The sequence below is a fragment of the Pseudomonas fluorescens genome (assembly GCF_000968015.1).
GTDB lineage: Bacteria > Pseudomonadota > Gammaproteobacteria > Pseudomonadales > Pseudomonadaceae > Aquipseudomonas > Aquipseudomonas fluorescens_W.
Genome location: NZ_LACH01000047.1, coordinates 113,824 through 122,327 on the forward strand (window position 1 = coordinate 113,824; position 8,504 = coordinate 122,327).

At 59.3% G+C, this 8,504-nt stretch carries 6 protein-coding genes; all 6 read left to right on the plus strand.

Features of this window, described 5'->3' with window-relative positions; genetic code table 11:
- The first annotated feature begins 34 nt into the window (after nucleotides 1-34).
- The 6 genes from VD17_RS20775 to VD17_RS20800 all read left to right on the plus strand — a co-directional run bounded on the left by VD17_RS20775 (nucleotide 35) and on the right by VD17_RS20800 (nucleotide 8,145).
- Nucleotides 35-1,381 (plus strand): hypothetical protein, encoded by a 1,347-nt coding sequence (locus VD17_RS20775; RefSeq protein ID WP_046055428.1) that lies wholly within the window; start codon nucleotides 35-37, stop codon nucleotides 1,379-1,381.
- 35 nt (nucleotides 1,382-1,416) lie between these two features.
- Nucleotides 1,417-3,660, plus strand: a complete 2,244-nt coding sequence (locus VD17_RS20780; protein WP_046055429.1) for an Ig-like domain-containing protein — start codon at nucleotides 1,417-1,419, stop codon at nucleotides 3,658-3,660.
- A 60-nt stretch (nucleotides 3,661-3,720) separates the two neighbouring features.
- Nucleotides 3,721-4,182 (plus strand): curlin, encoded by a 462-nt coding sequence (locus VD17_RS20785; protein ID WP_046055430.1) that lies wholly within the window; start codon nucleotides 3,721-3,723, stop codon nucleotides 4,180-4,182.
- Nucleotides 4,183-4,209: 27 nt separating this feature from the next.
- Entirely contained in the window at nucleotides 4,210-5,589 is a 1,380-nt protein-coding gene (locus VD17_RS20790) for a curlin (protein WP_046055431.1), read from the plus strand.
- An 847-nt stretch (nucleotides 5,590-6,436) separates the two neighbouring features.
- The gene (locus VD17_RS20795; protein ID WP_052962726.1) at nucleotides 6,437-7,762 is read left to right on the plus strand and encodes a hypothetical protein; all 1,326 of its coding nucleotides are present in this window, start codon (nucleotides 6,437-6,439) and stop codon (nucleotides 7,760-7,762) included.
- Nucleotides 7,762-8,145, plus strand: a complete 384-nt coding sequence (locus VD17_RS20800) for a hypothetical protein (RefSeq protein ID WP_046055432.1) — start codon at nucleotides 7,762-7,764, stop codon at nucleotides 8,143-8,145. Before VD17_RS20795 ends, VD17_RS20800 begins: the two co-directional genes overlap by 1 nt.
- Nucleotides 8,146-8,504: the final 359 nt, after the last annotated feature.

The window sequence follows — 8,504 nt, forward strand, 5'->3', positions numbered from 1 at the left end:
TGGGGCAGGCATTCCGATATAGAGGGCTTAACTCATGCACCCTTTACTGTCCAAAACCGCGGCCGCCCTGGTCGTTAGCGCACTGGCCCAAGGCGTCGCCCAGGCGGCGCTGTTTGCCGTCGACCCCGGCCCCTACGTGCCAGCCAACGGCTCGTTCGCCGGCTGGTATCAGGACACTCACGGTCGAACCCTCGAGCTTTGCCTGTCCAAGGCCGTCAGCTCGCGAGTGCCCAGCGCACCGGGCGCACCGACATACATGTGCAACTTGCTGCCGGCACCCGGGATCTTCGACGACGCGCAACCGCTCGTCTTCCCGACCAACTTCCCCGACGAAGCGTTCTGGTTCACCGGTGACGGCACCATCGTCGACGCAGCCCGAGGTATCGACCTGACCTATGTCAGCGCCGTTGAAGCCGCCTTCAGCGGTGGCGACCCAATCGAAGGTGACCAAATCAGCTTCGCCCGCATCCGCATACGTGTCGATGTACCGACTGCGGGCACCTACGTCATTACCCACCCCTACGGCGTCGATGTCTTCAACGTCGACACCCCCGGACGTCGGGCGATCAACATGACCCGGGACATCGGCATCGGCGTGCCGAAAACCTACGACGGTGCCCTCAAGGGCGATGTCGGGCCGTTCCTGCGCAGCGTCAATGGCCCCTACACCGAGACCAATCCGGTCACCGGTTCAGCCGAGCAATTCGTCGGCGACCCGAACCTGGTGGAAGCCTTCACTGGAAGCCCTTTCAATACCAACTTCATCCGCATTGAAGGCCCCAACGGGCTGGATTTGCGCACTACGGTGATGGCCATCTCCGGCAAGTTGGCGACAATGGCACGACCGACGCCAATGATCACCCAGCGCAGCACCTACTCGCGTAAACCCGGCGCCAGCGCTCCGGTGGCTCAGCAAGACGTGTTCGTCCTGGCCCCGCCGCCACCCGCCAAAGTGACGCTGGACAGCAACAACCCGGTGTTGAACCTTTCCGAGGCCAACACCACCGGCAACTGGTATGCGCAGTCTTCGACCAACCCGAGCTTGCCGAGCACTTTGCAAGTGACTGCCGACAACCACCTGGCCATCGCTAGCAGCACGCCGACCACCTTACCCATGCCCCTGACGGACCTGGTGGTGATTTCACGTGCCGAATACAGCCTCAGCACCGGGCAAATAACGGTCGTGGCCTCGACCAGCGACGAAACTTCGCCACCGGTGCTCACTGCTACCTCTGGCACCGGTGTCGCCATTGGCGCCCTCAGTGGTGATGGCGCAGTGAAATCCCTGGCCACCGGCATCTCGCCGATACCACCCGCCAAGGTTCGAGTGACGTCATCCAATGGCGGCAGCGATACCGAAGAAGTGGTCATCGTGCAATGAACGCCCACATGCCCAGATCCTCATCAGGAGGCATCATGAACAATTGGCCACGCCTGGCGCTCAATGCACTGGGACTGACTCTATCGCTGTCCGGCAGTGCATTCGCGCAACTCGCTGCCGTCGATCCCGGCCCTTATACCTTCGCTACCGGGAAATTCCCGATGTGGTATCAGGACAACAATCTACTGTCGATGGAACTGTGCCAGTCCCGGGCCACGAGTTCGCGAGTGCCGGCTGCCACGCCACCGGCCTACATGTGTACCCTGCTGCCGGCACCGGGCATTTTCGACGACACCCTGCCGATGGTGTTCCCGGATAACTGGCCAGACGAAGCCTTCTGGTTCCTCGCCGAGACCAACATTCCCAACAACGCCGCTGGCTATGGAATGGACGCCTACGTGGCCGGGATAGAAGCCGCTTTTGCCGGCGGGAATCCTCTCGATGGCGATCAAATCAGCTTTGCGCGGATTCGAATGCGGATCAACGTGCCCGTCGCCGGGACCTACACCATTACTCACCCTTATGGCGTGGAAACGGTCAATGTCACCACACCCGGTCGTCGTGCAATCAACATCACCAGAGACATCGGCGTAGGTGCGGCAGGGAATTTCAGCGGGGCACTTACCGGTGCTATCGGGCCATTCCTGCGCAGCGTCAACGGCCCCTACACCGAAGTGAACCCGGACACCGGCGCAATCGAAACCTTCGTCGGCGACCCGAACCTCACCGAACAAGTCACCGGCAGCCCCAACAACACCAACTTTGTGCGCATCCAGGGCCCGGCCGGGACGATCCAGAGCAACCTGTTCACGCTGGCCGGTAAAGTCCTCGACAATCGTGCGCAAACCCATGTCGACCTTAGCCGTGCAACCTACCGTCGCACCGCCTCGGGCACCGGTACCAGCACCCGGGTCGAAATCTTTGGCAAAGCGGACAACAGCTCTACATTGTGCTTTCGCGAGACCCTCGCCCTTGTGCCAGGCCCACCGCCTACGCCATGCCTGACCAATATGGTGGGTGACGGCACCGGGTTGTACTTCGGCCAACGCCTGCTCAGCGGCCCCGTGCCTCCGGTCGTGGTGCTCACCGCCACCAACCCGGCCGGCACCACCCGCCCTACGGCAGTCTCGAGCAAGCTCGTTGACCTGGTGAAAATCCAGACCGCTCGCTACAACTGGAGCAATCACAGCCTGCTGATCGAGGCCACGTCCACTGACGAAGTGGCGGTGCCAGACATGGTCGCGCAGGGTTACGGACGTCTGTCGAAAACCGGCACCCTGCAAAAAATCACCGTCGCCGATCTCTCCCAGCCACCCGCCACTGTGACGGTCAAATCCGCCGCGGGCGGCAGCGATACCGAGCCCGTCGTGGTCGTCGGTACTGCACCGGACACCGGCGAGAACCAGGTGCCACTGTCCGTGGCCGACACCGGCAGCACCAGCTTCGGCGTGCCCATCACCCTCAACCTGCTGGCCAACGACAGCGACCCGGACGGCAACACGCCGCTGAGCATCACCGCGCTGACCCAACCGGCCGCTGGCCAAGGCACCGTGGCGATGAGTGGCACCACTGCGGTGGTCTACACCCCGCCCGCCGTGGTCACTGTGCCGTTAACCACGACCTTTACCTACAAGGCTCAAGACATCAAAGGCCTGGCTTCGACTACCCCAGCGACCGTGACCATCACCGTGGCGCCTAACCGGCCACCGGTGGCAGTCGCCGACGCCGTCGCGACACTGGGCGTGGCGATACCGATCAACGTGTTGGCCAATGACACCGATCCGGAAGGCAACGTGCCGTTGGCGGTCGCCAGCCTGACCCAACCTGCGGCCGGCCGAGGCACAGTCAGCAGCAATGGCACGGTGATCACCTACACCCCACCGGCCACGGTCACGACGGCCTTCACCACGACCTTCACCTACATCGCCCGGGACAGCTTCGGCGCCCTGTCGACACCGGCCACGGTCACCGTGCAAGTCTCGCCAAGGCCTGCTGCGGAAACCTTCACGGTGACCACGGCGACGGTCTCGGCTCGCTCCAATAACCGCTTCACCTGGGACTTTGCAGGAACCTCATCGGTGGTCACCGGCAACACCATCACCATCAGGGTTTCCACCCCGACCGGGCTGGCAACGCTGGGCACCACCACGGTACCGGCGACCGGTCGCTGGAGGCTGACGGTGAACAACACCACTACGGTGATTCCATCGGCGAACCCGACTGCCACCATCACCTCGTCCCAAGGCACCGTGCGCACGGTCTCGGTGACCTCGAACTGAGCCCTCGCCCCACCCGCCGATTCGGTGGGTGGGGCTGGCCTCTTCCCAAAGGACACAGCCATGAAAACCTCGACCGCGGCCCTGCTCTGCCTGCTTCTGCTTTGCAGCAGTGCGGGCGTGCGCGCCGATGACTTGATGGAAAACGATGACTTGGGTCCCGGTAGCGACCTCGGCGAGTTACCACCACCGATTGGCCAGCAGGCACTGATCGATCAGAACGGCCAGGCCAACGTTGCGCTGCTGCAACAGAACGGCCAGTCGCTGCTCGGTCGCATCGTCCAGTCGGGCAGTAATCAGGAAGCCTACATCCTGCAACAAGGCAGCGACCTGATGGCAATGATCACTCAGCAAGGTTCCGGCAACGCCGCCTCGATCACCCAGACCGGCAGCCACAACCGCGCGCAGATTTCCCAGAACGGCAACAACAACGACGCCAGCATCGACCAGGCCGGCACGGGGCTTTCAAGCGCCGTGACCCAGTCTGGAAACGGCATGAGCGTTTCGGTCAAACAATCCCGCTAAAGCACTGCACCACATGGAGGTTTCATCATGTTCAAACTGACGCCCCTCACCGCCACCATCCTGGTCCTGATCAGTGCCCAGGCGATGGCCGACGACAGCGTTTCCACCCAGGACCAGGTCGGTACCGCCAACATCGCCGACGTGAAACAGACCGCGGCCCCGTACAGCACCGCCACCCAACAACAACTCGGCGAGGGCAACGATGCCGCCGCGGTGCAAGACAACGCCACCGGCACCATCACTCAGGATCAACTCGGCGACTACAACGCCGGTTACGCCGAGCAACTGTTCGAAAACGGCGACACCATCACCCAGCAACAGGTGGGCAGCTCCAACACCAGCCATGCCAGCCAGTCGATAGGCGTGGGCGGCAACGAAGCGCTGCAACAACAGCACGGCAGCGGCAACTTCTCGTTCATTTATCAGGACACGCAGGAAGGCACCCAAGCTCAAACCTTCCAGTTTGGTGACAGCAACGAGGCCAATATCGAACAGATCCAACTGGGCACTGCCAACAACGCAGTGATCATCCAGTACGGCACCACCAACTACGCCACCGCCGAACAAATCGCCCACATGGGTGGCCAGATCAACCTCAACCAGTCGGGCGAAGGCAACTACGCCTATGGCGACCAGCGCGATGGTAACGGCGGCACCGTGAACATCAACCAGTTCGGTGACTTCAACGGCGCCGAAGTCTGGCAAGGCGGGCAAACCGCCAGCGAGGCCACCGTCAACCAGTACGGGCAAACCAACGAGACCGTGGTCGACCAGAGCTTCGGCGAAAACAACAACGCCCAGGTGCTGCAAGTCGGCGACCTCAACGCGATCTACGCCGACCAGTTCGATTCCATCGGCTCGGTCCTGGCGCTGTACCAGCAAGGCACCGGCAACGTGCACTTCACCTATCAAAGCGGCGACAGCCATGTGCTGAACGCTACCTCCGTGGGCACTGAAAACAAGGTCTACGCCAGCGACTGGAAAGGCCCGCAAAAGGGTGGCCAGTTCGGCAGCAACCAACGTGCAACCGTCTACCAGAACGGCACCAACAACACCGCCAGCTTCAAACAGGACGGCATCGGCCACGTGATGACCACTAACCAGACCGGCTACGGCAACAAAACCACCGTCACCCAGGCCGAAAACTACAACGAGCTGTACTTCGACCAGAACGGCAGCGACAACATCCTCATCGCCGACCAGCGCGGCACCTCCAACCTGGCCCAGGGCAGCAGCAACGGTGTCGGCAACACCACCAACTTCGACCAGTCCGGCACCCTGAACGTGGCCTACGTCACTCAGGGCGGCACCGGCAACATTGCCACTGTCACTCAGAGTGGCATGACCCAGACTGCCACCGTGCAGCAGATGGGTACTGACAACAAGGCGACTGTGCTGCAGCAATAATCGCGCTGAAAAAAAACCGCGGCCCTTGGAGGTCGCGGTTTTTTTGTCAGGCCCGGTTGATCGTTCCCATGCTCTGCGTGGGAATGCATCCCGTGACGCTCTGCGTCACATTCAGAAGCGGAACGCGGAGCGTCCCTGGCTCCTTTGGAAAATAGCGCCACCAGAACCTGTCGCTAAACAAGTAAGGGTGGCGGCTGTATGCAGGTTAGCGAACCGGCCAAAGGCACCCGGTAGACCCGAAGATCTCCCGCATACAGCCACCATAACGTAATTGCAGACATCAAAAGTCTGCAAGAAAGTCTGGAGCACTGATGCACTTTGGATAGTCCGGGCAACTAAACCCGGCCGCTGAATTCAGCGGCCCGGAAACGATAAAGACCAGGTAAAAAGCGCACAAGCCGGCGGATTCTGGCGTAGTCGCAGCGGCGCAAGGATCTCTAGCTTTCAGGAAGTAACGCTAAACGCCATTAAACACGCCCCTCGAATCAGCGCATATTCCCTGTGGGAGCGAGTCTGCTCGCGATTGCGGTGTGTCATTCAACATTGATGTCAGCTGACCCATTGTCATCGCGAGCAAGCTCGCTCCCACAGGGGATTGAGTACGTAGGGGAACAACTGTTCGGCTGTCAGGCCGTCTCGCGTGTTTTTGCACGACGCCGATCAACTGTGGGAGCGTGGCTTGCCCGCGATTGGCCCTGTCATTCAACCAGTAACCCGCTAACAAACCACCTTCCCCCAAACACCGAAAAAAATTCGGACTTCCCCTACAAGCCAAACAGAATCCCCCGGCATCCACTCCAGAGCCCGATCGCCAAAGTGCCCCGTTTCCAAGGACCGGGCACAAAGCGTGACCAAACTCATCCCCCAACACCAACTCGCCGGCCAGAGCGGCCAAGTACTCGACAGCCATCAAGCTGCCGATGCTCTTCGTCAGGCCCTGAACTACCCATACAACTTACAAGGCTTCGACGACCTGCTGAATGCCGTGGGTGCCAACCGCTCCAACTACATGCAGGCTGCCCACCAGCAAAAACTGATCAACGCCGTGAGCAACGGTGATTGGGTAATGGTCACCCCTCACGCCAATCCAGATAACGGTGGCGCTTCATGGAACGGTTTCAAGAACAACCCCGAGCCACCACCGGCTCAACATCTGGTCGAAGATCACGCCTTCACGCAGCCCAAACCGGCGGAGTCCGGATTTCACATAATTGAAAAGCCCATGAGCCTTGAGGCGCTGGAACGCTCGCTATACGAGAGTTCGCCAAGTCATGCGCTACGTCGCGAATTTCGTTCGCTCAATCGCCATCTGGGTGAACACGTGAAACCGGGGCAAATGGTGATCTTCAGCGATTCACGGCATTACATGTGCCGGCGTGAAGAGGCACAGATGATGATCGCTGCCGAGAAGGTCAACGAGGCGCTCAAGGATCTGAGTGATGAAGAGGCTTCGTTTATGGTTGAGCATCATGAGGTTATAGAGCCGTTTCTGGAGGTGTCGGCGGGATCATTGGGTGTGGCGTCGTTCATGATTGGGCAGCATCTGGAGGGCTTGAAAAATGCCCTCAAAGAACTGGAGGAGCTGCATCAGCAACAATATCGCCAGTACCGCAATCTGCATTCGCCAGAGTTTTTTTCCAAACGTAAACGACTTATGGCGAAGCTTGATGCCAGCCTTGGGTCACTCGTACGCAAAGGCACTGGCATTGCGGATCACCCGAAACTCAAGCGAGCCTTGGGATTATCAACTCGCAGAACGATTCATCGTTGGGACAAGGCTGGGGCACCAACACAGTTGCCTGGGTACGCAACGAACATTGAGGGTGTCTCACGAGCGGCAAAATTTATGAAAGCTGTTGGTTATGTCGGGATTGGTCTGCAGTTAGGCGCATCCAGTTTAAAAATTCATGAGGTATGCACTACTGGTCGCGAGGATGAATGCAAGCAAATGAAATTTGTTGAGGGCGCAAAAATGGTGGGCGGTACAGCCGGAGCTGTCGCCGGGGGTGCAGCAGGCTCGAAAACAGGCACCGCTGTGTGTGCAAAAGTAAAAGGACTCGGAAAACTCGTTTGTGTACTCGTTGCCGGCGCGGTAGGCGCCACCGGAACCGGAACGCTGATGACCGACGGCAGCGAACTGACTGGGCAAGAACTCTATGAGCATTCTGAATAATGGAACTCACTAGAACAACACTTGCCTGGGTCTGGGGAGCGCTAATCCTTCTGAGCCTTTTCGACGTAGCTATCATTTTTTATGCTGCTCACACAAAACTCGAAGCGCTGGAAAAGCATTTTAAACAACTGGATTCCATATGCGTCAACCGCCTCACGTGGGGCACGGGGCATCATGGAAGAATTTTTCGTCTGGCCGCAATCAGCGCTTTAATCTCGTCTAAAAAAATTCAGCGCCAGGAACCCTTATCAGTTGAAGACGTGAAACGGTTGCCTATAAGGCTTAAGCGCTGGGCAGCGTATCCATTTCATATTGCCTATTTCATTACAGGGGCGGTGGTGGTTCTTTGGTTATATGGGAAATACACCGGCCTACTCAAATGAAAAACCAGCAGCTAACTCTACGACCCAATACGAGTTCCTGAGATTTACTGCCTGTTCATTCTTCGGTTTGGTAGCGCTTTGGCCGCTGGGGAAGGCCACTGGGTTACTGGGCGTATACCCTGTGTGAGATAGGTCGGCTATCAGGCCGCCATCGCAGGCAAGCCAGCTCCCACAGTTGAACCGAGTACATCTGTAAGAAACAGGTCGACTGTCAAGCCGCCATCGCGAGCAAGCTCGCTCCCACAATGGATCGGGCACGCCTTTCGCTTCTCACCACTCAACAGGCCGAGCGTTAGCTCGCCTGCAGCTCTTGATCTTGATCCACCCGCCCCTTCGGTAGGCTGAGTGGAGGTGTTCAT

Excerpts from the sequence above, each read along its gene's own strand:
- VD17_RS20780 (WP_046055429.1), top strand. The coding sequence starts at position 1,417 with ATGAACAATTGGCCACGCCTGGCGCTCAATGCACTGGGACTGACTCTA.
- VD17_RS20775 (WP_046055428.1), top strand. The coding sequence starts at position 35 with ATGCACCCTTTACTGTCCAAAACCGCGGCCGCCCTGGTCGTTAGCGCA.
- VD17_RS20785 (WP_046055430.1), top strand. The coding sequence starts at position 3,721 with ATGAAAACCTCGACCGCGGCCCTGCTCTGCCTGCTTCTGCTTTGCAGC.
- VD17_RS20790 (WP_046055431.1), top strand. The coding sequence starts at position 4,210 with ATGTTCAAACTGACGCCCCTCACCGCCACCATCCTGGTCCTGATCAGT.
- VD17_RS20800 (WP_046055432.1), top strand. The coding sequence starts at position 7,762 with ATGGAACTCACTAGAACAACACTTGCCTGGGTCTGGGGAGCGCTAATC.